This window comes from Paraburkholderia acidicola, assembly GCF_002362315.1.
Taxonomy (GTDB): Bacteria; Pseudomonadota; Gammaproteobacteria; order Burkholderiales; family Burkholderiaceae; genus Paraburkholderia; species Paraburkholderia acidicola.
The window spans coordinates 852251-873683 of sequence record NZ_MTZV01000004.1; the positions used below are offsets into that span (position 1 = coordinate 852251).

Sequence of the window (21433 nt, forward strand, 5' to 3'; positions counted from 1 at the left end):
CGCCCGCATGCAGCGGCACCCTGAACGACCTCCACATAGAGCGCTACAATCGCACGATGAACAATCTCACCGAACTCCAGGGCGACACGACGCCCGCCGCCCCCCCGGCTATCGACCTCTATCGCGCCCGCCGCGAGCGCGTCCTTGCCGCACTCCGAGCACAAGGCGGCGGCGTGGCCCTCGTGCCGACCGCACCCGAGGCGATCCGCAACCGCGACGCCGAGTACCCATACCGCCACGACAGCTATTTCTACTACCTGACCGGCTTCACCGAACCGCAAGCGACGCTCGTTCTCGACGCAAGCGCACAGCCAGGCGAACCGGCAGCAATCCTGTTCTGCCGCGCAAAAAATGTCGAGCGCGAGATCTGGGAAGGTTTCCGCTTCGGCCCTGAAGGCGCACGCGAAACTTTCGGCTTCGACGCAGCATTCGCCATCGACGACATCGATACCGAACTGCCCCGCATCCTCGCCGACAAACCCGCGCTGCACTACGCACTCGGCACCTCGGCGGAACTCGACACGAAGGTGCGCGGCTGGCTCGACACGGTGCGCGCGCAGAGCCGCAGCGGAACCGCGGCACCGGTCAGCGCACACGACCTGCTGCCGCTGCTCGACGACATGCGGCTCTTCAAGGATGCTCACGAACTCGCGATCATGCGTCGCGCCGGGCAGATCTCCGCGCTCGCGCATCGCCGCGCGATGGCGGTATGCCGCCCCGGTGTGCGCGAATACGAACTCGAAGCCGAACTGCTCTATACGTTCCGCCGCTACGGCGCGCAGGCGCCCGCGTACGGCTCGATCGTCGCGGCCGGTGCGAACGCGTGCGTGCTGCATTACGCCGCGGGCAACACAATCGCGCGGGACGGCGACCTGATCCTGATCGACGCCGCGTGTGAACTCGACGGCTATGCGTCGGACATCACGCGCACGTTCCCCGCCAGCGGCCGGTTTTCGCCCGCGCAGCGCGAGCTGTACGACATCGTGCTCGCCGCGCAGCAGGCTGCCGTCGCCGCAACGCGCCCCGGCGTCACCTTCGACGCGCCGCATCAGGCTGCCGTGCGGGTGCTCGCGCAAGGGTTGCTCGACACCGGCATCGTCGATCGTCAGCGCTATGCAACCGTTGACGACGTGATCACCGAACGCGCGTATGCGCGCTTCTACATGCACCGCACCAGCCACTGGATCGGCATGGACGTGCACGATTGCGGCGACTATCGCGAGCGCGGCGCCGAACGCGATGAACAGGGTGCGCTGCCATGGCGCACGCTGCAGCCGTCGATGGCACTGACCATCGAACCCGGTCTCTATATCCGCCCCGCCGACGATGTCCCCGAGCAATACTGGAACATCGGCATCCGCATCGAAGACGACGCAGTCGTCACCGCCGACGGCTGCGAGCTGCTCACGCGCGACGTCCCCGTCACCGCCGATGAAATCGAAGCGCTGATGCAGGAAGCGCGCGCCGCGGCGGGTGCTAACCACCAGCAGCCATGAGCGAAGTGTCCGCAGCACCCTCTTCCGCCACGGCCAGCGCCCCATTCGATTACGACGTGACAATCGTCGGCGCTGGTCCGGTCGGTCTCGCGCTCGCGGGCTGGCTGGCGCGGCGTAGCGCGACACAGGCGTTGTCGGTGGCGCTCATCGATGCACGCGAACCGGAACACGCACGCTCCGATCCGCGCGCGATTGCCGTCTCGCACGGCAGCCGGATGATTCTCGAGCCGCTGCGCTGGCCCGACGATGCCACCGCGATCCAGCGCATTCACGTATCGCAGCGCGGTCACTTCGGGCGCACGCTGATCGATCACAAGGAACACGATCTGCCCGCGCTCGGTTATGTGCTGCGCTATGGCTCGATTGTCGGCGCGCTCGCCGATGCGGTCCGGCCGACCGCGGTGCATTGGCTCACGTCCACCGCCGCGCAAACGCCGGTGCAGGAAGACGACGGCATCACGCTGCCCGTCACCGACGCGCACGGCTCGCGCAACTTGCGCACCCGTATTCTCGTGAATGCCGAAGGCGGTTTGTTCCACGAACAGGGAGCACGCGACGCCGACAGCGGCAACTCGCGCGACTACGGGCAGACCGCACTTGTCGGTACCGTTAGCGTCTCGGCGCCGCAGCCACACGTCGCGTGGGAACGCTTCACGCCGGAAGGGCCGATCGCGCTGCTGCCAATCGGTGGCGCGCGCGGCGCGGAATTCGCGCTCGTCTGGTGCTGTGCACCGGAACTGGCCGCACGCCGCGCACAGTTGCCCGACGATGCGTTTCTACGCGAACTCGGTACGGCATTCGGCGACCGCATGGGACGTTTCACGCAAATCACCGGCCGCGCTTCGTTTCCGCTCGGACTCAATGCAGTCGATACGCTCGTCAAGGGCCGCATCGTCGCGGTGGGCAATGCGGCGCAGACGCTGCATCCGGTGGCGGGCCAGGGATTGAATCTCGGTCTGCGCGATGCGCACGCGCTTACAGATGCGTTGTCGCTGCACGGCGCGACGCCGCTCGCGCTCGCCACCTTCGCGCAGCGTCGCGCGCTCGACCGGCGTCTCACGATCCGCGCCACCGACACGCTCGCCCGCGTCTTTACCGTCGATTTCGCACCGTTCGCGACGCTGCGCGGCCTCGCGCTCACCGCGCTCGAATTCGCGCCGCCGGTGAAGACCGCACTCGCCCGTCAGATGATGTTCGGCCAGCGCCGCTGAACGCACGAGCGCTCATAGCCCACGCATGATGTGGGTCTATGAGCGCAGGCACTTTCATAGAAGATTTAATGGGTTACAGCAGACTCCAGGGGTTTGCCAGGAATCCGTTAACGGTAAAATGGCGGTTTTCCCGCGCAAATTGTCAATTCGTCCGCACCGCGGACGGCTTTTGCGTTCTCTCTTTTTCGACTCGCCCGATGCCTACTCTCGGCTCCCACAACCTGCGCAACAACCTGTTCGTCGCCCCGATGGCCGGCGTGACGGACCGGCCGTTCCGCCAGCTCTGCAAGCGGCTGGGCGCGGGCTATGCGGTATCGGAGATGGTCGCGTCGAATGCGCAGCTGTGGAAGAGCGAGAAAACCATGCGCCGCGCAAATCACGCCGGCGAGGTCGAACCGATCGCGGTGCAGATCGCCGGGGCCGATCCGGCCATGATGGCCGAAGCGGCCCGCTACAACGTCGCGAACGGCGCGCAGATCATCGACATCAACATGGGCTGCCCCGCGAAGAAGGTGTGCAACGTCGCGGCCGGCTCTGCGCTGCTGCAGAACGAGCCGCTCGTGCAGCGCATCGTGTCCGCAGTGGTCGACGCGGTGGGCATCGGCCCGGATGCCGTGCCGGTCACGCTGAAAATCCGCACTGGCTGGGATCGCGACAACCGCAACGCGCTGACCATCGCGCGCATCGCTGAAGAAGCCGGCATTTCGATGTTGACCGTGCATGGCCGCACGCGCGCCGACCTGTATCGCGGCGATGCCGAATACGACACGATCGCCGCCGTCAAGGCCGCGGCACGCATTCCCGTGGTGGCGAACGGCGATATCTCGACGCCGCAGAAAGCACGTGACGTACTGGCCGCCACCGGCGCGGACGCCATCATGATCGGCCGCGCGGCCCAGGGGCGCCCGTGGCTGTTCCGCGAAATCGAGCATTACCTGCGTACCGGCGAGCTGTTGCCGGCGCCGCGCGTGGTCGAAATCCAGCAGATCATGAACGAGCATCTTGAAGATCACTACGCGTTTTACGGTGAATTCACCGGTGTCCGTACTGCGCGCAAGCACATCGGCTGGTACACTCGCGGCCTTTCTGGCGCCAACGTGTTCCGGCATCGCATGAATACGCTGGACACGACGCGCGAACAACTGCTCGCCGTCAACGAATTTTTCGACGCACAGAGCGCGCTTTCCGAGCGGCTCGTGTACGTCGACGACGACGTGAACAACGACGGCGAGCCGGACCATACCGACCGACTGGCAGCATGAGCAAGCACAACATCGAACAATGTGTCCGCGATAGCCTGGGGATGTACTTCCAGGATCTCGACGGCTCCAATCCGCACGACGTCTATGAAATGGTGATGGCGTGCGTCGAAAAACCGATGCTCGAGGTGGTACTCCAGCAGGCGGGCGGCAACCAGTCGCTCGCCGCCGAGTATCTCGGCATCAACCGCAATACGCTGCGCAAGAAGCTGCAACAGCACGGCCTGCTGTAGCGTCGCGCGCCCCGCCTCGTCCCTTTTCGGCTCCCCGTCCCCATCATGATCAAGCAAGCGCTCATCTCCGTTTCCGACAAGTCCGGCATCGTCGACTTTGCGAAGTCGCTGTCCGCTCTCGGTGTCAAGCTCCTGTCGACGGGCGGCACGGCGAAACTGCTCGCGGATGCCGGCCTCGCGGTGACTGAGGTCGCCGACTACACCGGCTTCCCGGAAATGCTCGACGGCCGTGTGAAGACGCTGCATCCGAAGGTGCACGGCGGCATCCTCGCGCGTCGCGATCTGCCGGAGCACATGGCAGCGCTCGACAAACACGGCATCCCCACCATCGACCTGCTCGTCGTGAACCTGTACCCGTTCGTGCAGACGGTGTCGAAGGAAGAGTGCTCGCTGGAAGACGCGATCGAGAACATCGACATCGGCGGGCCGACCATGCTGCGTTCGGCTGCGAAGAATCATCGCGACGTGACCGTCGTGGTTGATCCGGTCGACTACGCGACGGTGCTCGACGAAATGCGCGCGAACGCGAACGCGGTGAGTTATGCGACCAACTTCCGGCTCGCCACGAAAGTATTCGCGCACACCGCGCAATACGACGGCGCGATCACGAACTACCTGACAAGTCTCACCGACGAACTGCAACACAAGTCGCGCAACGCCTACCCGGCCACGCTGAACCTCGCGTTCGACAAGGTGCAGGACCTGCGCTACGGCGAAAACCCGCATCAGGGCGCGGCGTTCTACCGCGACCTCGCAGCACCGGCGGGCGCACTCGCGAACTACCACCAGTTGCAGGGCAAGGAACTGTCGTACAACAACATCGCCGATTCCGACGCGGCATGGGAGTGCGTGAAGACCTTCGACGTGCCCGCGTGCGTGATCGTCAAGCACGCGAATCCGTGCGGCGTCGCAGTCGCCGCAGGTGCGCACGAAGCGTATCTGAAGGCGCTGCAGACGGATCCGACTTCGGCATTCGGCGGAATCATCGCGTTCAATCGCGAAGTCGACGAAGCGGCCGCGCAAGCCGTGGCGAAGCAGTTTGTCGAAGTGCTGATTGCGCCCGCTTTCAGCGCAGCGGCAAAGCAGGTGTTCGCTGCAAAGCAGAACGTGCGTCTGCTCGAAATCGCACTCGGCGACGGCCACAACGCGTTCGACCTGAAGCGTGTGGGCGGTGGCCTGCTCGTGCAATCGCTCGATGCGCGCAACGTGCAACCGGACGAGCTGCGCGTGGTGACGAAGCGCCAGCCTACTCCGAAGGAAACGGACGATCTGCTGTTCGCCTGGCGCGTCGCGAAGTATGTGAAGTCGAACGCGATCGTGTTCTGCGGCAATGGCATGACGCTTGGCGTCGGCGCTGGCCAGATGAGTCGTGTCGATTCGGCGCGGATCGCGAGCATCAAGGCGCAGAACGCAGGGTTGTCGCTGGGCGGCTCGGCGGTTGCGTCGGATGCGTTCTTCCCGTTCCGCGACGGTCTCGACGTCGTGGTCAACGCGGGCGCGACGTGCGTGATCCAGCCGGGCGGTTCGATGCGCGACGATGAAGTGATCGCCGCCGCCGATGAACACGGCATCGCGATGGTTTTGACGGGTGTGCGGCATTTCCGTCATTGACGACGTAACTGAGTCAGCACCGAACGCGTCCATGCACGGGTAGCCACCTACCCTGCGCGAATGGGACGGCGAACACGGCCGGCCGGGCTACACGCCCTGCTGGCCGTTTTTCATGCGATTCGTTGTAGTATCGCAAGCAGTCCTTCCCCAGCGTATTTCATGAGAATTCTCGGCATCGATCCAGGTTTGCGCGTGACCGGCTTCGGCATCATCGACAAGTCGGGCCATCAGCTCGCGTATGTCGCGAGCGGCGTCATCAAGACGTCGGACGCGGACCTGCCGTCGCGCCTCGGTACGATCTTCGAGGGCATCTCAACGCTGATCCGCCAGCACGCGCCGGATCAATCCGCGATCGAAAAAGTCTTCGTGAACGTCAATCCACAGTCCACCCTGCTGCTCGGCCAGGCGCGCGGCGCGGCGATCTGCGGGCTCGTGGCGGGCGGCGTGCCGGTGGCCGAATACACGGCACTGCAGTTGAAGCAGGCTGTGGTCGGTTACGGCCGCGCAACCAAGGAACAGATGCAGCACATGGTCGTGCGCCTGCTGAACCTGTCGGGCCTGCCGGGCACCGACGCCGCCGACGCACTCGGCATGGCGATCTGCCACGCGCACAGCGGCACTGCATTGAGCACGCTCGGCGGCCTCGCGCCCGCGCTTGCCAAAAAAGGCCTGCGCGTGCGGCGCGGGCGCCTTGTCGGCTAACCTGCGCGCTGCGCTACACTCGCGCTTTCTCATTCGGTTGAACCCGCCATGATCGGTCGCATTGCCGGCGTCCTGCTGGAAAAAAATCCGCCCCACCTGCTGGTCGACTGCAACGGCGTCGGCTACGAAATCGACGTGCCGATGAGCACGTTCTACAACCTGCCCTCCACCGGCGAGCGCGTAGTGCTGCTCACCCAGCTGATCGTGCGCGAAGACGCGCATCTGCTGTACGGTTTTGCGACCGTGCCGGAGCGCACCACGTTTCGCGAACTGCTGAAGATCAGCGGCATCGGTGCGCGGATGGCGCTGGCCGTGCTGTCGGGCATGAGCGTGCACGAGCTGTCGCAAACCGTCACGCTGCAGGACGCGGCGCGCCTGACACGCGTACCGGGAATCGGCAAGAAAACCGCCGAGCGCCTGCTGCTCGAACTGAAGGGCAAGCTCGGTGCGGATCTCGGCGCGATGGCGAGTGCGGCATCGGCTTCCGGCCACGCGCCCGATATCCTGAATGCACTGCTGTCGTTGGGTTACTCCGAGAAGGAAGCGCTGGCTGCAATCAAGAACGTGCCGGCCGGCACCGGGGTTTCCGACGGCATCAAACTGGCGCTGAAGGCACTCTCGAAAGTCTGACATCCGGCTTCGCCGCGTGCCGTGGATAGAGCTTCACATGCCGCCGCGCGGCCCACACCCTGACCGATCGACCGGGTTGGCCTGGTTAGCGGGTTGGCCGGGTTTGCGATAGCGCGGCGCGCGGTACAATCCCCTCCATGATTGAAACCGACAAACTCGCCGCCGAACGCATCATCGCCGCCACGCCCGTGTCGCCGAACGAGGAGGCATTCGAGCGTGCGCTGCGTCCGAAGCAGCTCGACGAGTACGTCGGGCAGGAAAAGGTGCGCGGTCAGCTCGAAATCTTCATCGAAGCGGCCCGGCGCCGCTCCGAATCGCTGGACCATGTGCTGCTGTTCGGGCCGCCCGGCCTCGGCAAGACCACGCTCGCGCACATCATCGCGCGGGAAATGGGTGTGAACCTGCGGCAAACCTCGGGCCCCGTGCTCGAACGCGCAGGCGACCTCGCCGCGCTGCTGACCAATCTCGAAGCCAACGACGTGCTGTTCATCGACGAAATCCACCGGCTCTCGCCGGTCGTCGAGGAAATCCTGTACCCGGCGCTCGAGGACTACCAGATCGACATCATGATCGGCGAAGGTCCGGCCGCGCGCAGCGTGAAGCTGGACCTGCAGCCGTTCACGCTGGTCGGCGCCACCACCCGCGCCGGTATGCTGACCAACCCGCTGCGCGACCGCTTCGGGATCGTCGCGCGTCTCGAGTTCTATACCGCCGAACAACTCGCGCGCATCGTCACCCGTTCGGCTTCGCTGCTCAACGCGCAGATCCATCCGGACGGCGCCTTCGAGATCGCGAAACGTGCGCGTGGCACGCCGCGTATCGCGAACCGCCTGCTGCGGCGCGTGCGCGACTTCGCCGAAGTGAAGGCCGATGGCAACATCACGGCGAAGGTGGCGGATGATGCACTGGTGATGCTCGACGTCGATCCGGTCGGCTTCGACCTGATGGACCGCAAGCTGCTCGAAGCGATCCTGCACAAGTTCAACGGCGGCCCGGTGGGCGTCGATAACCTCGCGGCTGCGATCGGTGAAGAGCGCGACACGATCGAGGACGTGCTCGAGCCGTATCTGATCCAGCAGGGCTTCCTGCAGCGCACGCCGCGCGGGCGCGTCGCGACGCTGCTGACGTACCGGCACTTCGGCCTCGCCGCACCCGACGCATCGAATCCGTTGCCGGGTCTGTGGGAAGCCGGCGAAACCTGAGCCGCGCATAGGGTCGCAAGGAGCCTTCCGCAATGTCCGACCCAGCCAGTCGTCAATCTGAGCCCCGCATCGGCCTCGGCGCGTCGCTTGCCCGACGTGTGCGTATGGCGATTGTCGACGGTGTGACGCAACTCACGGTCGCGAGCGGCCCGCAACTCGATCTGTCATCGCCGCCCGGCGACCCCGGCTTGTTTGGATCCGATGCGGTGTGCTGGAAAGTGCACGCCGACTTCACATCGATGATGGCAGGCGGCGTCAGCGCGCTACTGCTGCAGACGCTGCATCCGCTCGCGCTCGCGGGTGTCTGGGATCATTCGACGTTTCGCACCGATATCCTCGGGCGATTGCGCCGCACCGCGACGTTTATCACCGGTACGACGTACGGCAACCGGCGCGATGCGCTGGCGCTCATCGAACGGGTCCGGCAGATTCATCTGGGCGTGACCGGCACCGCACCCGACGGCCGGCCGTATCGCGCCAGCGATCCCGCTCTGCTCACGTGGGTTCACGTGGCCGAAGTGTCGAGCTTTCTCGCGGCGCACCTGCGCTATGTGAATCCCACGCTGCCCGCCGAAGCACAAGACCAGTATTTTGCGGAAACCGCTCGGATTGCAGCGATGCTGGGCGCAGCCGACGTACCGCAGTCGCGCGCTGCCATCGGAGCGTATCTGCTGAACATGCGCCCGGAACTCGAAACCGGGCCGCGCACCGACGAAGTCGTGCGGATTCTGATGAATGCCCGTGCGCCCAGTGCCGCGATGCGGCCGGCCGGCGCGCTCATGCTGAACGCAGGCGTGGACCTGCTGCCGGACTGGGCCCAGCAGATGCTCGGCTTCGACACGCTTGCGGGTGTGCGCCGCGCGATGGTACGGCCCGGCGTCAAGCTTGTCGCGCCCGTGATGCGCTGGGCGCTGAACAACGGTGCGTCGAGGCGCGCACGACGGCGCGCCGCCGCGCAGCCTGATTGAATCGGCTGAATCAACGTCCTGGTTCGGGCACCCTGCGCAAACCGTCGTCCTCGCTACGGGCATCCAGATGCGCCACATCCGCCCACGACAGCACCGTCGCCTTGCCACCCTCCATTTCCACCACGTTGATGCTCGTGTTTAGCAACGCGTAGCTGCGCGGCATATCGAGCGTAATGCCGTGTGCAAACCGGTACACGCAATCGAGCACGCCACCATGCGCCACGCACGCAATCCTGCCCTGCGGATGCGCCGCGACGATCGGCTCCAGTGTATGCAGGACGCGATGATAGAACTCGCGTTGCGATTCGCCTTCGGGCGGCGCAAAACCCGCGTCACGGGTTTGCCAGTGTGCGTATTCGTCGGGAAAACGTTCGGCGATCTGCTCGCTGTCGTAGCCCTGAAACGCGCCGTACGAGCGCTCGCGCAAGCCTTCGTTCAACTGCAACGGTAAACCGAGTGCGTCGGCAATCGGTTGTGCAGTCTGTTGCGCGCGCAACAGGTCGCTCGAATAGATCGCATCGAGACGTGCGCCCTGTTCCGCCTCACGCGCGAGGCGCTGCGCCAGTCGCCCGGCCTGCTCGATGCCGCTCGCCGCGAGCGGGATATCAATGTGGCCCTGGATGCGTTTGATGCGGTTCCATTCGGTCTCGCCGTGCCGGATGAAGAGAATCTGCGTGGACATGTCAGTGCGCACCTGTGATCCGGTCCGGCGATGCCGGACGCGGTTGGGTTGTTGCGAAGTGGAGGAGGAACAGCGAGCCGCTATTGTCGCAAAAGCGACGGCGAAAAATCAGACGCGGGTCAGGCGTGTGTTTGCAGCCAGAACGTGACAGGGCCGTCGTTGACAAGCGATACCTGCATGTCGGCACCGAACTCACCGGTCTCGACCACCGGATGCTTCGCACGTGCGGCCGCGACGAAATAATCGAACAACCGCCGCCCTTCGTCGGGTGCGGCGGCCGGGGTGAAGCTCGGACGCAGGCCGCTGTTGGTATCGGCGGCGAGCGTGAACTGCGACACCAGCAACAAGCCACCCGCGCGCCCTGCACCGTCGATGTTCTGCACCGGCAAATTCATCTTGCCGGCCGCGTCGCTAAACACGCGGTAGCCGAGCAGCTTGGTGAGCAGTCGATCGGCGGCGGCTTCGGTGTCGCCGCGCTCGGCACAGACCAGCGCCAGCAAGCCCGCGCCGATCGCGCCGGTCACGCGCTCACCGACGCGCACTTCGGCGCGCGTTACCCGCTGGATCAACGCGATCATGCGCGCGGCTCCGGCAAGCGCACCGTTACGCGGTCAGCGTCACGCGCGCAAAGCGGCGCTTGCCGACCTGCACGACGTATTCGCCGGCCTCGACCTTCAGCGCCTTGTCGGAGATCGTTGCACCGTCGATCTTCACACCGCCCTGCTCGATGTTGCGCAACGCGTCGCTCGTCGACGGCACCAGGTTCGCCTGCTTCAACAACTGGCCAATGCCCAGCGGTGCGCCCGCCAGCGTGACCGACGGGATATCGTCGGGAACGCCACCCTTCGCGCGGTGATTGAAATCTTCGAGCGCACGTTCGGCATCACTCTGCGAATGGAAGCGCGCGACGATTTCCTGCGCCAGCATCACCTTGAAGTCGCGCGGATTGCGACCGGCTTCGATTTCACTGCGGAAACCGGCGATCTCGTCCATCGGACGGAACGACAGCAGTTCGAAGTAACGCCACATCAACACGTCGGAAATGCTCATCAGCTTGCCGAACATGTCGTTCGGTTTCTCGCTGATGCCGATGTAGTTGTGCTTCGACTTCGACATCTTCTCGACGCCGTCGAGCCCTTCGAGCAGCGGCATCGTCAGGATGCACTGCGGCTCCTGGCCGTACTGCTTCTGCAACTCGCGGCCCACCAGCAGATTGAATTTCTGGTCCGTACCGCCGAGTTCGAGATCGGCGTTCAGCGCGACCGAATCGTAGCCCTGCATCAACGGATACAGGAGTTCGTGGATCGAGATCGGCACACCGCCCTGGAAACGCTTCGTGAAGTCCTCACGTTCGAGAATCCGCGCCACCGTGTAGCGCGACGCCAGCTTGATCATGCCGTCGGCGCCGAGCGGCATCGACCACTCGCTGTTATAGCGAATCTCGGTCTTCTCGCGATCGAGCACCAGCGCGGCCTGATCGAAGTACGTCTTCGCATTCGATTCGATTTGTTCGCGCGTGAGCGGCGGACGCGTTGCGTTGCGGCCCGACGGATCGCCGATCAGCGACGTGAAATCGCCGATCAGGAAAATCACCGTATGGCCGAGATCCTGCAGCTGACGCATCTTGTTCAGCACGACGGTGTGGCCGATATGGATGTCGGGCGCGGTCGGATCGAGACCGAGCTTGATGCGCAGCGGCGTGCCGGTGGCGGCGCTCTTTGCGAGCTTCTGCGCGAACTCTTCTTCGATCAGCAGTTCGTCGACGCCGCGCTTCGTGACGGCAAGCGCGTGGCGGACTTCGTCGGTGATCGGGAACGCGGCGCTGGGTTTGGACGTGGACTCGGTGCTCATGCTGGATACGGAAGGTCGCAAAAAGAGAGATTGTCCCATAGATAGCGCGTCGCGCGCCCCAAGGCGGAAGCGCGTGGCCTGACCCCTCGTTTGCGCGGATAATCTGCTACAACATACAACGTTCGCAACGACCACCGAGAGGAGCAAAACGTGGCGCAAGACACGGTAGATGGCGTGTACTTCGGATTGATGTCGGGCACGAGCATGGACGGCGTCGACGGCATCGCCGTCAAGTTCGCCGCAGGCAAGCCGCCGGTCGTGCGGGCCGAGGCGTTCGTGGGCTTTTCGGCGGGCCTGCGCGACGCGCTATTCGAACTGCAACAACCTGGCGACAACGAAATCGAGCGTGAAGCGCTGGCCGCCAATGCGCTCGCCGCGCGCTATGCGGTCTGCTGTCATGAGCTGCTGCGCGGCGGCAACCTGACCGCGAGCGAAGTGCGGGCGATCGGTGTACATGGACAGACTGTGCGGCACCGCCCGGAAAAGGGCTACACGCGGCAGATCAACAATCCGGCGTTGCTCGCGGAAATGGCGCACATCGACGTGATCGCCGATTTCCGCAGCCGCGACGTCGCGGCCGGTGGTCAGGGCGCACCGCTCGTCCCGGCGTTTCACGCGACGGTGTTCGGCGCGAAGGGCGAAACGCGGGTCGTCTGCAATCTCGGCGGCATCAGCAACATCACGATACTCAGCGCATCGGGCAATGTGCGCGGCTTCGACTGCGGCCCCGCGAACGCGTTGCTCGACGAATGGGCGCAACGGCATCTCGGCAAACCGTTCGACGAAAGCGGCCATTTCGCGGCCAGCGGGCAGGTGCATCGGCCGCTGCTGCATGCGCTACTGGACGAGCCGTTCTTCGCGGAAAAGCCGCCGAAAAGCACCGGTCGCGACCTGTTCAACCCCGCATGGCTCGATGCGAAGCTCCAGCCATTCACATCACTCCCCGCCGCCGATGTCCAGGCGACGCTCGCCGCGTTGACTGCCGTGACGGTTGCACGCGAGATCGAGCTGCATGCGCCGGATTGCCGGGCGGTCTACGTGTGCGGTGGCGGCGCTCGCAATCCCGAACTGCTGAAGGCTCTGCAGAGTGCGCTGGAAGAAAGCGGCGTCAGTGGCGTACCGGTCCTGACCACCGAAGCGCTCGGCGTGCCGCCGCATCAGGTGGAGCCACTCGCGTTCGCCTGGCTGGCGATGCGCTGCGTCGCGCGCCTGCCGGGGAATGTGCCGTCCGTCACGGGTGCAGCTGGCGAACGGATACTGGGAGCGATCTATCCGCATTGACTGCGCATGGCGCAGGCAGCACGACAACGAGAAACGGGGCCGAAGCCCCGTTTCTCTTTACAACCATACCGGTAGGTAAAACCAGTCGTTCAGACCGAGAACGACGAACCGCAACCGCAAGTCGTCGTCGCATTCGGATTCTTGATCACGAACTGCGCACCGTTGATGTCGTCCTTATAATCGATTTCGGCGCCGACCAGATACTGGTAGCTCATCGAATCGATCAGCAACTGCACGCCGCTCTTGTCCATCACGGTGTCGTCTTCGTTGACCGCTTCGTCGAAGGTAAAGCCGTACTGAAAGCCCGAGCAGCCGCCGCCTTGCACGAACACGCGCAGCTTCAGGTCCGGATTGCCTTCTTCTTCGATCAGTTGCTTGACCTTGTCAGCCGCGGCGTCGGTAAAGACAAACGGACCCGGCATCTCGGCCACGGGGGTGTCGGTGACTGCGTTCATTCGAACTCTCCAAAAAATGCTGCTAGCCGCTATTGTAGGGCTGATCCCAATATCGTGCTGAAGCCCATGAAATCAACAGGTTCTTCAGGGGTATTGCGACTGGCGAAGCTTTCCGCACGCTTGCTGCAACAACGAAAAAACCGCCTTTGCGGATGCGCAGGCGGTTCTTTTTCGCAGCGGTCCCGCCCGAAAGCGGAACCGGCTTCCCGAAACGATTAACGCTTCGAGAATTGCTTCCTGCGGCGTGCCTTGTGGAAGCCGACCTTCTTACGTTCGACTTCACGGGCATCACGCGTCACGAAGCCGGCCTTCGACAGTTCCGGCTTCAGCGTTGCGTCGTAGTCCATCAGCGCGCGGGTGATGCCGTGGCGAACCGCACCGGCTTGACCCGTTTCACCGCCGCCCGTCACGTTCACCTTGATGTCGAACGTGCCGGAGTGGTTCGTGAGTTCCAGCGGCTGGCGCACGATCATCAGCGACGTTTCGCGCGAGAAGTAGTCGGCGATGGGCTTGCCGTTCACCACGATGTCGCCCTTGCCTGCCTTGATAAAGACACGTGCGACGGCGCTCTTGCGGCGGCCCGTTCCGTAATTCCAGTTACCGATCATCTGGGCTCCCCTTAGATCTCGAGCGCTTTCGGCTGTTGCGCCGAATGCGGGTGCGTTGCTTCGGCGTAGACCTTCAGCTTCTTGATCATCGCGTAGCCGAGCGGGCCCTTCGGCAGCATGCCCTTGACCGCTTTCTCGAGCGCGCGGCCCGGGAAGCGTTCCTGCATCTTGCCGAACGTCGTCTCATAGATACCGCCCGGGTAACCCGAGTGGCGATAGTACTTCTTGTCCGTGGTCTTGTTACCCGTGACCTTGAGCTTGCCGGCGTTGATGACGATGATGAAATCACCGGTGTCGACGTGCGGGGTGAACTCGGGCTTGTGCTTGCCGCGCAGACGGCGTGCCACTTCGCTGGCGACACGTCCGAGAATCTTATCCGTCGCGTCAATCACGTACCATTCACGCGTCACCTCATGGGCTTTTGCGGAAAACGTCTTCATGATCGATCCAAAATAAAAATGCTGTGCCCTGTGTTTTTTCCTGCTTAGTGTGTCGCGCATCGAGGCGCTGTGCAGGCTCTCCCTGTTCTTCTCCCGCGGGCATATGCGGAAAAGCCCTGAATTATAAAGGAAATCTAGCGGCCAAGTCAAAATCTCGGTAGATCGGGAAACCGGGCGGGTAAAAAGGCAGGCAAAAAAAACCCGAACTCGCGGTTCGGGTTTAATCCACCAAAGGAGGAGGGTGGAGGAGACATGCGGAGGTTGTCAGACGTCGACGACCAATGAGAAGCAGTATATGAACAGACCTTGTGCGACGCAAGAATGGTTGCATTACGAAAAGTGATTTCATCATTCGAAAAATGCGTAATATGCGCGTCACGATGAAAAAATCCTTTAAAAACAATATCCCACCGCGTACCACTCCCTTTTAAGAGGGCCCAGAGTAGAGGGATGCCCCTAAAAATTGTCGGGGCAATCCCTTATGCGCCCAGCATGCCGCGCCGCAGCACACAAGGCCCTCGGCACCGATCCGACATGCCAGATGACTTCGGGCAGACCCGTAAACGAAGGACTACAATGCCGTCTCGAATGTAAGCAAAGCGAGCTGGAGTACGGGCATGGAATGCAAAGTAAGCTGGATGGGGACGGATGGCATGGCGTTTGCGGCGGAGACCGGTAGCGGTCATCTGGTCGCGATGGATGGCGCGCCGGAAGGCGGTGGCCGCAATCTTGCGCCGCGCCCGATGGAAATGGTCCTGCTCGGAACCGGCGGCTGCACGGCGTACGACGTCGTAATGATTCTGAAGAAAAGCCGTCAGGAAATTGCCGGCTGCTCGGTCACGCTGAAAGCCGAGCGCGCGAGCGAAGATCCGAAAGTATTCACCAAGGTCCACTTTCACTTCACGGTCACGGGCAAGAACCTGAACCCCGCAACCGTCGAACGCGCCATCAATCTGTCGCACGACAAGTACTGCTCCGCGTCGATCATGATCGCGAAGACGGCCGAACTGACGCACTCGTTCGATATCGTCGCAGGCTGAGCCGACGTGCGGGGCATTACGCCCGCCCGTCACAAGGAAAAATGCCGGCGTCCATCACTGGACGCCGGCATTTTTTGTTTAGTGGCAAAGCGAGCCGATAAGCCGGATTCTGTGCGCGCCCGCATCCGAAGATACCAACGCGTGGCAGTCATTCCTCTAGACGCGCCATTACTGACGCGCTCAAGCTTCCTACCCGCAGACGTGACGGGGGCCCCATCCTGCATCTCGAAGATGCTAGCCTGCCTACTTGGAATTGCTCCGGGTGGAGGTTACCGTGCCGGTCTGCCTCGCAGCAGCCGCGGTGCGCTCTTACCGCACCGTTTCACCCTTACCTGATCCCGGCTTGCGCCGGGCCATCGGCGGTTTGCTTTCTGTTGCCCTGTTCCGCGTGTCACCACGGATGGCCGTTAGCCATCACCCTGCCCTGTGGAGTCCGGACTTTCCTCGCCCTTCCCGGCCGAAACCGGAAAAGCCGCGACTGCCTGGCTCGCTTTGCTGGGCGCGATTCTAGCATCGCTGGATCGGGTGCGCCGGCCGTGGCGGAACACCGACACGTCGTCGTAGAACGACGGTTCCTCGTTTGCGGGCCACCAGCCGGGGATGCCGAGCACCGGCAAGGGCGCAAATGCCTGGCTGCTGAGCGGCTCGTTGCCGGAAAACTCGCGGCTGACCGAGTCATCGAGCCACGCACTGCGGTGCTCGTCGGGCCATGCGAAATACTCAAGTGGTACATCGACGATCCACGCATGCGCGGTGCATGCCTTGAACGGCGTCGTCAGCTTTTCTAGCAACGCATGACCGAAGCAGCGCGACTCGCAGCGTTGTCCCCACGCATCCCGGTTCGCGACGAACAGGCGCTGCCAGTCGAACGCACGCAGTGCCGCGCTCAGCGACGGATCGGCGCTCGCGAACAGCACAGCGTTTTCATCGAAGAGCGTTAACGCGTCGCGCGTCCCGCCGCGCGTCGGTCCCCTGCCCAACGAACCCACCGCCGCCGAGCCACGTGCGGTCTGCGTCGCCTTCATCCGTGGAAATTGAAACCACGACAGCGCGTTGAAGAAATCGTGCAGGTTGTGTCGCGTCGGCACGCAGCCGGTCGCGCCGATATGGGCTTCGTAGGCGGTATGCGCGGGCAGTTCGGCTTGCGCGACGAACGCGAGATGCCGACCGTCGAGCACCGTGTGCTGCGATAGCTGCGCATCCGCGTTCATAGCGTCGAGCAAAGCGACCTCGCTGGTCAGTGCCGCCTGTTGCCAGCGTCTGCCGCGTACCGCGAACGGTGCAAACCAGGGCGCCGACCAGTCGATGTCGGCAAAGCCAGGCGCCTTCCTCGCGACCGAAGACACAGTGTCGCGCTCCGCCGTCAGACGAGACGCCAGCCGATCGCCTCGCCGCCGCGCAACGGCACGACCGGCGTCTCGCCGACCGTGATTTCGTCGGGCAGCGTCCACTGTTCGCGACGCAGCGTCACCTGTTCGGTATTGCGCGGCAGACCGTAGAAGTCCGCGCCAAAGAAGCTCGCGAAGCCTTCGAGGCGCGCCAGCGCGCCAACATTGTCGAACGCTTCCGCGTACAGCTCGAGCGCATGCAGTGCGGTGTAGCAACCCGCGCATCCGCACGCATGTTCCTTGAGTCCCTTCGCATGCGGCGCGCTGTCGGTGCCGAGGAAGAAACGCGGATTGCCCGACGTCGCCGCCTCAACCAGCGCCACGCGATGCGTCTCGCGCTTGAGCACCGGCAGGCAGTAGTAATGCGGACGGATACCGCCGAGGAAAATCGCGTTGCGGTTGTACAGCAGGTGATGCGCGGTGATCGTCGCGCCGAGCAGTCCGGGCGCCGCATTTTCACCATTGATATAGTCGACTGAGTCCTTCGTCGTGATGTGTTCGAACACGACCTTCAGCGCCGGAAAATCGCGCCGCAGCGGCGTCATCACGCGATCGATGAACACCTTCTCCCGGTCAAACAGATCGATCGATGCATCGGTGACTTCGCCATGCACGAGCAGCGGCATACCGGTTTCCTGCATCGCCTCGAGCGTCTTCGCGCACTTCGTGATGCTCGTCACGCCCGCGTCCGAGTTCGTCGTCGCACCTGCCGGATAAAGCTTCACGCCATGTACGACGCCGCTTTCACGCGCCCGGCGGATCTCGTCGGCGGGGGTGTTGTCGGTGAGGTAGAGGGTCATCAGCGGTTCGAACTTCACGCCGGGCGGAATCGCCGCGACGATCCGCTCGCGATACGCGAGCGCTTGAGCCGTGGTTGTGACCGGCGGCCGCAGGTTCGGCATGATGATCGCGCGGCCGAACTGCCGCGCGGTATGCGGTAGCACCGCTGCGAGCATCGCGCCGTCGCGTACGTGCAGGTGCCAGTCGTCGGGGCGGGCCAGCGTCAGGGAATCGATAGGAGCGGTAGAAGCGGTCATGGCGAGGAGGATGGCATTCACCGCGTGGTCGCGCGACGTGGACAAACCGCAACATGACGGATCGCATCCCCGTCAATTTTGCTATTTGCTTCTTTGCCGCGCCTGGCTCGGTGATATGCTTGGAAAATCATCATTGTAACGGGTCGATCCCGTTCACAGGCCCCGCCTCAGCATCATGTGCCAACTCCTCGGAATGAACTGCGCCGCGCCAACGGACGTCACGTTCTCCTTCACCGGCTTCGCGGCGCGCGGCGGTGTCACTGACCACCACGCCGACGGCTGGGGTATCGCGTTCTTCGAAGACAAGGCCTGCCGCCTGTTTATCGATCATCAGTCGTCGGCCACGTCGCCGATCGCCGAGATGGTCAAGCGCTATCCGATCAAGTCGAAGAACACGATCGCGCACATCCGCAAGGCGACCCAAGGTCACATCCTGCTGGAAAACTGCCACCCGTTCATGCGCGAACTGTGGGGACGCCACTGGATCTTCGCGCACAACGGCGACCTGCAGGGCTATCAGCCGTTTCTCACTGGTGTCTATCAGCCGGTCGGTACCACCGACAGCGAACTCGCGTTCTGCGCGTTGCTGCAGGGATTGCGCAAACAGTTTCCCGGCAGCCAGCCGCCGCTCGACGAACTCTTCGCCGCGCTCGAAACGCTGACGCGCGAAATCACGCAGTTCGGCGTGTTCAATTTCCTGATGTCGAACGGCCAGGCGCTGTTCGCGCATTGCTCGACACATCTGCATTACCTCGTGCGCCGCTGGCCGTTCTCGACCGCGCATCTGGTGGACACGGACGTATCGATCGATTTCGCGAAGTACACGACACCGGAAGATCGCGTTGCGGTCATCGCGACGCAACCGCTCACCGACGACGAAGTGTGGACTGCCTTCGAACCCGGCGATCTGCTGATGTTCCAGCACGGCGAAGTGATCGGCCGTGTGAATGTGCCGGTGCCGCCCGCCGTGCTCGAAAAGGCGCGCAACCCGGCATGCGACGTATCCGCGTCGGCGACCATGGTCCGCGAGCCGGTGGCACTCGATCTCGAAGCAGATGACGCGGCGGCATTCGAATCCTGAGCCGCAGGCTGCACAACACGTGCGTTGCCACGATCGTAAAAAAGCCCCGCAAATGCGGGGCTTTTTTATTGCACCGTTCGGCGCGACGCCTAATGCAGGATCTTCGCCAAAAATTCCTTCGCCCGATCCGACTTCGGATTCGCAAAGAACTCTTCCTTGCGATCGTCCTCGACGATGAGCCCCTGGTCCATGAAGATCACGCGATGCGCGACCTTCCGGGCAAAGCCCATTTCGTGTGTCACGCACATCATCGTCATGCCTTCCTGCGCGAGTTCGACCATCACGTCGAGCACTTCGTTGATCATTTCCGGATCGAGTGCCGAGGTCGGTTCGTCGAACAGCATCGCGATCGGGTCCATGGACAATGCCCGTGCAATCGCCACGCGCTGCTGCTGACCACCCGACAGTTGCCCCGGAAACTTGTCCGCATGCGCACGCAAACCCACGCGATCGAGCAGCTTCAGCCCCTTCGCCGCCGCTTCATCCTTCGAGCGGCCGAGCACCTTGATCTGCGCCAGCGTCAGATTCTCCGTTATAGACAGATGCGGAAACAGTTCGAAATGCTGGAACACCATGCCGACTTTTGCGCGCAGCTTCGACAGGTTCGTCTTCTTGTCGCCGACCGATTGTCCATCGATCAGGATCTCGCCTGACTGAAACGGCTCGAGTCCGTTCACCGTTTTGATGAGCGTCGATTTACCCGACCCCGAAGGTCCGCAAACCACTACCACTTCACCCTTTTTGACTTCCGTCGTGCAGTCGGTCAGTACCTGGAATTGACCGTACCACTTCGAGACGTTCTTGATAGAAATCATCGTGCGACCTTTTTCTGAAGACCTTTGACAAGGCTCGACGCAATCACGCAAACCACGAAATAACACGCGCCCGCGAACAGTACCATTTCGACATTCACGCCGTCACGGTCGCCAATATTCGTAGCGGTACGGAAGAAGTCGGCGAGGCTGATCACGTAGACGAGCGACGTATCCTGGAAGAGCACGATGGCTTGTGTGAGCAGCAGCGGAACCATCGCGCGAAACGCCTGCGGCAGCACGACGAGGCGCATGGCCTGGCTGTAGCTCATGCCGAGCGCGAACGACGCGTTGACCTGGCCGCGCGGCACCGCCTGAATCCCCGCGCGAATAATCTCCGAGTAATACGCCGCCTCGAACAGCGAAAACGCCACCATCGCAGACGCGAGGCGAATATCGATGTCCGGCGAAAGACCGAGCACGTTCTGCAGCACTTGCGGCACGATCAGGAAGAACCACAGCAGGACCATTACGAGCGGGATCGAACGAAACACCGTGACGTAGCCCTTCGCGAACCATGCGAACGGCTTGAACGACGACAGCCGCATGACGGCGAGCACCGTGCCCCAGACGATACCGATCACGATAGCGAGCAAGGTGATCTGGATCGTGACGATTGCGCCGGTCCACAGCGTCGGCAAGGCGCCCGGAATACCACTCCAGTCGAAATGATGCATCACTTACCTCCGATATAGCCGGGCAAACGGCTCTTGCGTTCGACCCAGCGCATGAGCTGCATCACGACGAGATTGATGATCACGTACGCAAGCGTGACCGCGATAAACGACTCGTAGGTCTGCGCGGTGTAATCGACCAGCTGACGAGCCTGCGCGGACAGATCGAGCAGCCCGATCGTCGACGCAACCGCCGAGTTCTTGAAGATGTTCAGGAACTCCGACGTAAGTGGCGGCACGATGATGCGGTACGCAACCGGCAGCAACACGTAGCGATAGGTTTGCCATTGCGTGAGGCCCATCGCGAGGCCCGCGGCACGTTGTCCGCGCGGCAGCGCGTTGATGCCTGAGCGCACCTGTTCGCACACGCGCGCGGCGGTAAAGAGACCGAGGCAGATGATCGCCGAAGAAAAGAACTGCGCGTTGGGCGGCAGTTGCTTGAACCAGGTACCGATCGAAGCGGGCAGCAACTCCGGTATCACGAGATACCAGATGAAGAACTGCACGATCAGCGGAATGTTCCGGAAGATTCCGACATAGACGGTGCCGATGCCGGACAGCCATTTATTCGGCACGGTGCGCAGCACCCCGAACAACGACCCGACAATCAACGCGATCACCCATGCCGCCAGCGACACCGTGATCGTCACCCAGAAGCCGGAGATCAACCAGCCGAGGTAGGTAGTCGGCTCGCCGGTGGAAACCGGACTCAGCAGAATGCCCCAGTTCCAGTGATATGACATAACGAAGACTCCACAACAAAAAGAAACGG

23 protein-coding genes, 1 other RNA gene and 1 pseudogene are annotated in these 21433 nt (G+C 63.1%); 13 read left to right on the top strand and 12 right to left on the bottom strand.

The genetic code is table 11. From position 1 onward, the window contains the following. The first annotated feature begins 56 nt into the window (after positions 1–56). The 9 genes from BWP39_RS14055 to BWP39_RS14095 all read left to right on the top strand — a co-directional run bounded on the left by BWP39_RS14055 (position 57) and on the right by BWP39_RS14095 (position 9312). The gene (locus tag BWP39_RS14055; RefSeq protein WP_096721087.1) at positions 57–1496 is read left to right on the top strand and encodes an aminopeptidase P N-terminal domain-containing protein; all 1440 of its coding nucleotides are present in this window, start codon (positions 57–59) and stop codon (positions 1494–1496) included. Continuing rightward, positions 1493–2707 (top strand): UbiH/UbiF/VisC/COQ6 family ubiquinone biosynthesis hydroxylase, encoded by a 1215-nt coding sequence (locus BWP39_RS14060; RefSeq protein WP_096721089.1) that lies wholly within the window; start codon positions 1493–1495, stop codon positions 2705–2707. Before BWP39_RS14055 ends, BWP39_RS14060 begins: the two co-directional genes overlap by 4 nt. 197 nt (positions 2708–2904) lie before the next feature. Next, positions 2905–3969: a tRNA dihydrouridine synthase DusB gene (gene dusB / locus BWP39_RS14065; protein ID WP_096721091.1), complete on the top strand. Its 1065-nt coding sequence runs from the start codon at positions 2905–2907 to the stop codon at positions 3967–3969. Beyond that, positions 3966–4199, top strand: coding sequence for a Fis family transcriptional regulator (locus tag BWP39_RS14070; RefSeq protein WP_091009940.1), 234 nt, complete (start codon positions 3966–3968; stop codon positions 4197–4199). Before dusB ends, BWP39_RS14070 begins: the two co-directional genes overlap by 4 nt. A 45-nt stretch (positions 4200–4244) precedes the next feature. Then, the gene (gene purH / locus BWP39_RS14075; protein WP_096721093.1) at positions 4245–5810 is read left to right on the top strand and encodes a bifunctional phosphoribosylaminoimidazolecarboxamide formyltransferase/IMP cyclohydrolase; all 1566 of its coding nucleotides are present in this window, start codon (positions 4245–4247) and stop codon (positions 5808–5810) included. Between the two features lie 159 nt (positions 5811–5969). Next, the gene (gene ruvC, locus BWP39_RS14080) at positions 5970–6512 is read left to right on the top strand and encodes a crossover junction endodeoxyribonuclease RuvC (RefSeq protein ID WP_096721095.1); all 543 of its coding nucleotides are present in this window, start codon (positions 5970–5972) and stop codon (positions 6510–6512) included. A 48-nt stretch (positions 6513–6560) separates the two neighbouring features. Beyond that, positions 6561–7142, top strand: a complete 582-nt coding sequence (gene ruvA / locus BWP39_RS14085; protein ID WP_096721097.1) for a Holliday junction branch migration protein RuvA — start codon at positions 6561–6563, stop codon at positions 7140–7142. A gap of 137 nt (positions 7143–7279) precedes the next feature. Next, positions 7280–8344, top strand: a complete 1065-nt coding sequence (gene ruvB, locus BWP39_RS14090; RefSeq protein WP_096721099.1) for a Holliday junction branch migration DNA helicase RuvB — start codon at positions 7280–7282, stop codon at positions 8342–8344. Between the two features lie 32 nt (positions 8345–8376). Further along, positions 8377–9312 carry an oxygenase MpaB family protein gene (locus tag BWP39_RS14095; protein WP_096721101.1) on the top strand — a complete coding sequence of 312 codons (936 nt, stop codon included), beginning with the start codon at positions 8377–8379 and terminating at the stop codon, positions 9310–9312. A 10-nt stretch (positions 9313–9322) separates the two neighbouring features. Here the strand turns inward: BWP39_RS14095 and BWP39_RS14100 are convergent, their stop codons facing one another. From BWP39_RS14100 to tyrS, 3 genes are all read right to left on the bottom strand, one after another. Then, positions 9323–9994, bottom strand: a complete 672-nt coding sequence (locus BWP39_RS14100; protein WP_096721105.1) for a histidine phosphatase family protein — start codon at positions 9992–9994, stop codon at positions 9323–9325. 119 nt (positions 9995–10113) lie between these two features. Beyond that, the gene (dtd, locus tag BWP39_RS14105; protein WP_096721107.1) at positions 10114–10572 is read right to left on the bottom strand and encodes a D-aminoacyl-tRNA deacylase; all 459 of its coding nucleotides are present in this window, start codon (positions 10570–10572) and stop codon (positions 10114–10116) included. Between the two features lie 25 nt (positions 10573–10597). Continuing rightward, positions 10598–11845 carry a tyrosine--tRNA ligase gene (tyrS, locus tag BWP39_RS14110; RefSeq protein WP_096721109.1) on the bottom strand — a complete coding sequence of 416 codons (1248 nt, stop codon included), beginning with the start codon at positions 11843–11845 and terminating at the stop codon, positions 10598–10600. Between the two features lie 150 nt (positions 11846–11995). On the opposite strand from tyrS, the gene BWP39_RS14115 reads away from it, so the two are divergent. After that, entirely contained in the window at positions 11996–13126 is a 1131-nt protein-coding gene (locus BWP39_RS14115; protein WP_096721111.1) for an anhydro-N-acetylmuramic acid kinase, read from the top strand. An 89-nt stretch (positions 13127–13215) separates the two neighbouring features. Here BWP39_RS14115 and erpA read toward each other — a convergent pair whose 3' ends face one another. From erpA to rplM, 3 genes are all read right to left on the bottom strand, one after another. Then, positions 13216–13581 carry an iron-sulfur cluster insertion protein ErpA gene (gene erpA, locus BWP39_RS14120; protein ID WP_091009919.1) on the bottom strand — a complete coding sequence of 122 codons (366 nt, stop codon included), beginning with the start codon at positions 13579–13581 and terminating at the stop codon, positions 13216–13218. A gap of 215 nt (positions 13582–13796) precedes the next feature. Continuing rightward, positions 13797–14189, bottom strand: coding sequence for a 30S ribosomal protein S9 (rpsI, locus tag BWP39_RS14125; protein ID WP_096721113.1), 393 nt, complete (start codon positions 14187–14189; stop codon positions 13797–13799). An 11-nt stretch (positions 14190–14200) separates the two neighbouring features. Further along, the gene (rplM, locus tag BWP39_RS14130; RefSeq protein WP_096721115.1) at positions 14201–14629 is read right to left on the bottom strand and encodes a 50S ribosomal protein L13; all 429 of its coding nucleotides are present in this window, start codon (positions 14627–14629) and stop codon (positions 14201–14203) included. Between the two features lie 617 nt (positions 14630–15246). Here rplM and BWP39_RS14135 point away from each other — a divergent pair. Then, positions 15247–15669 (top strand): OsmC family protein, encoded by a 423-nt coding sequence (locus BWP39_RS14135; protein WP_096721117.1) that lies wholly within the window; start codon positions 15247–15249, stop codon positions 15667–15669. A gap of 82 nt (positions 15670–15751) precedes the next feature. Here BWP39_RS14135 and rnpB read toward each other — a convergent pair. Together rnpB and BWP39_RS14145 are read right to left on the bottom strand one after the other, a co-directional pair. Then, positions 15752–16163: RNase P RNA component class A (rnpB, locus tag BWP39_RS14140), an RNA gene on the bottom strand. Positions 16164–16259: 96 nt separating this feature from the next. Continuing rightward, positions 16260–16775, bottom strand: a pseudogene (locus BWP39_RS14145) (DUF3025 domain-containing protein); the annotation flags it as partial. Here BWP39_RS14145 and BWP39_RS32310 point away from each other — a divergent pair. After that, the gene (locus tag BWP39_RS32310) at positions 16704–16862 is read left to right on the top strand and encodes a hypothetical protein (protein WP_235851423.1); all 159 of its coding nucleotides are present in this window, start codon (positions 16704–16706) and stop codon (positions 16860–16862) included. The pseudogene BWP39_RS14145 and the gene BWP39_RS32310 overlap by 72 nt on opposite strands. 170 nt (positions 16863–17032) lie before the next feature. Here BWP39_RS32310 and pyrC read toward each other — a convergent pair whose 3' ends face one another. After that, on the bottom strand, positions 17033–18094 hold the full coding sequence (gene pyrC, locus BWP39_RS14150; RefSeq protein WP_096722572.1) for a dihydroorotase: 1062 nt from the start codon (positions 18092–18094) through the stop codon (positions 17033–17035). A 175-nt stretch (positions 18095–18269) separates the two neighbouring features. On the opposite strand from pyrC, the gene BWP39_RS14155 reads away from it, so the two are divergent. Next, positions 18270–19175, top strand: coding sequence for a class II glutamine amidotransferase (locus tag BWP39_RS14155; RefSeq protein ID WP_096721119.1), 906 nt, complete (start codon positions 18270–18272; stop codon positions 19173–19175). 89 nt (positions 19176–19264) lie between these two features. On the opposite strand, the gene BWP39_RS14160 is transcribed toward BWP39_RS14155, so the two are convergent. From BWP39_RS14160 to BWP39_RS14170, 3 genes are read right to left on the bottom strand one after another with little or no spacing between them, the layout of a single operon-like run. Beyond that, positions 19265–19990, bottom strand: coding sequence for an amino acid ABC transporter ATP-binding protein (locus tag BWP39_RS14160; RefSeq protein ID WP_096721121.1), 726 nt, complete (start codon positions 19988–19990; stop codon positions 19265–19267). Further along, positions 19987–20664, bottom strand: coding sequence for a glutamate/aspartate ABC transporter permease GltK (gene gltK / locus BWP39_RS14165; RefSeq protein ID WP_096721123.1), 678 nt, complete (start codon positions 20662–20664; stop codon positions 19987–19989). The genes BWP39_RS14160 and gltK overlap by 4 nt, the downstream gene beginning before the upstream one ends. Beyond that, the gene (locus BWP39_RS14170; RefSeq protein WP_096721125.1) at positions 20664–21404 is read right to left on the bottom strand and encodes an amino acid ABC transporter permease; all 741 of its coding nucleotides are present in this window, start codon (positions 21402–21404) and stop codon (positions 20664–20666) included. The genes gltK and BWP39_RS14170 overlap by 1 nt, the downstream gene beginning before the upstream one ends. Between the last annotated feature and the right edge of the window lie 29 nt (positions 21405–21433).

What these genes read in the sequence shown, in the direction of transcription:
- tyrS (WP_096721109.1), bottom strand. Translation starts at nt 11,845, where the DNA reads ATGAGCACCGAGTCCACGTCCAAACCCAGCGCCGCGTTCCCGATCACC.
- ruvC (WP_096721095.1), top strand. Translation starts at nt 5,970, where the DNA reads ATGAGAATTCTCGGCATCGATCCAGGTTTGCGCGTGACCGGCTTCGGC.
- BWP39_RS14170 (WP_096721125.1), bottom strand. Translation starts at nt 21,404, where the DNA reads ATGTCATATCACTGGAACTGGGGCATTCTGCTGAGTCCGGTTTCCACC.
- BWP39_RS14100 (WP_096721105.1), bottom strand. Translation starts at nt 9,994, where the DNA reads ATGTCCACGCAGATTCTCTTCATCCGGCACGGCGAGACCGAATGGAAC.
- BWP39_RS14060 (WP_096721089.1), top strand. Translation starts at nt 1,493, where the DNA reads ATGAGCGAAGTGTCCGCAGCACCCTCTTCCGCCACGGCCAGCGCCCCA.
- BWP39_RS14155 (WP_096721119.1), top strand. Translation starts at nt 18,270, where the DNA reads ATGTGCCAACTCCTCGGAATGAACTGCGCCGCGCCAACGGACGTCACG.
- dtd (WP_096721107.1), bottom strand. Translation starts at nt 10,572, where the DNA reads ATGATCGCGTTGATCCAGCGGGTAACGCGCGCCGAAGTGCGCGTCGGT.
- ruvB (WP_096721099.1), top strand. Translation starts at nt 7,280, where the DNA reads ATGATTGAAACCGACAAACTCGCCGCCGAACGCATCATCGCCGCCACG.
- rplM (WP_096721115.1), bottom strand. Translation starts at nt 14,629, where the DNA reads ATGAAGACGTTTTCCGCAAAAGCCCATGAGGTGACGCGTGAATGGTAC.
- BWP39_RS14095 (WP_096721101.1), top strand. Translation starts at nt 8,377, where the DNA reads ATGTCCGACCCAGCCAGTCGTCAATCTGAGCCCCGCATCGGCCTCGGC.
- rpsI (WP_096721113.1), bottom strand. Translation starts at nt 14,189, where the DNA reads ATGATCGGTAACTGGAATTACGGAACGGGCCGCCGCAAGAGCGCCGTC.
- BWP39_RS14055 (WP_096721087.1), top strand. Translation starts at nt 57, where the DNA reads ATGAACAATCTCACCGAACTCCAGGGCGACACGACGCCCGCCGCCCCC.
- gltK (WP_096721123.1), bottom strand. Translation starts at nt 20,664, where the DNA reads ATGCATCATTTCGACTGGAGTGGTATTCCGGGCGCCTTGCCGACGCTG.
- BWP39_RS14135 (WP_096721117.1), top strand. Translation starts at nt 15,247, where the DNA reads ATGGAATGCAAAGTAAGCTGGATGGGGACGGATGGCATGGCGTTTGCG.
- erpA (WP_091009919.1), bottom strand. Translation starts at nt 13,581, where the DNA reads ATGAACGCAGTCACCGACACCCCCGTGGCCGAGATGCCGGGTCCGTTT.
- ruvA (WP_096721097.1), top strand. Translation starts at nt 6,561, where the DNA reads ATGATCGGTCGCATTGCCGGCGTCCTGCTGGAAAAAAATCCGCCCCAC.
- BWP39_RS14070 (WP_091009940.1), top strand. Translation starts at nt 3,966, where the DNA reads ATGAGCAAGCACAACATCGAACAATGTGTCCGCGATAGCCTGGGGATG.
- BWP39_RS14160 (WP_096721121.1), bottom strand. Translation starts at nt 19,990, where the DNA reads ATGATTTCTATCAAGAACGTCTCGAAGTGGTACGGTCAATTCCAGGTA.
- dusB (WP_096721091.1), top strand. Translation starts at nt 2,905, where the DNA reads ATGCCTACTCTCGGCTCCCACAACCTGCGCAACAACCTGTTCGTCGCC.
- purH (WP_096721093.1), top strand. Translation starts at nt 4,245, where the DNA reads ATGATCAAGCAAGCGCTCATCTCCGTTTCCGACAAGTCCGGCATCGTC.
- pyrC (WP_096722572.1), bottom strand. Translation starts at nt 18,094, where the DNA reads ATGACCGCTTCTACCGCTCCTATCGATTCCCTGACGCTGGCCCGCCCC.